Genomic DNA, 433 nt, shown 5'->3' on the forward strand with positions numbered 1-433 from the left:
ACTTGTTGCCTGCAACACTACATCAATTTCAGTAGCCGTAGAAGTTCCGCTGGTTACACCTCCGGCCACTTGTGCATTTGTTGCATTAACAACCTGCCAGTGATAAACAATTCCTGTTGGTGTTCCGTTTACATCGATAGTAACGGTTTCTCCCGTACAAATTTCCGTATCATCTACCGTTGGTACTGTGATTACTGGAATAGGATTAACGATTACTTCCACACGTTTAATTGCTCCGGAACAACCGTTAGCCGTTGGCATGATATCAAAAGTCAAAGAACCGGCAATCATAGGGTCGATTAACTGTACCGCCTGATTTATCGTAGTCTCATCTCCGGTTGCCGGATAGGAACTGGCAATATTACTAGCCGCTACAGACCAAGTGTACGTTGTTCCTGGAACGGTACTACTAAATGTAATATTTACACTATCC

1 protein-coding gene is annotated in these 433 nt (G+C 43.6%); it reads right to left on the bottom strand.

The genetic code is table 11. The annotated features are described in order from the left end of the window. Positions 1-433, bottom strand: a 433-nt coding sequence (locus tag ABGT15_RS11825; protein ID WP_367231648.1) for a PKD-like domain-containing protein, incomplete at both ends; no start/stop codon positions are given.

Origin of the sequence: Flavobacterium enshiense (assembly GCF_040750275.1) — a bacterium.
In the GTDB taxonomy this organism is placed as follows: domain Bacteria; phylum Bacteroidota; class Bacteroidia; order Flavobacteriales; family Flavobacteriaceae; genus Flavobacterium; species Flavobacterium enshiense_B.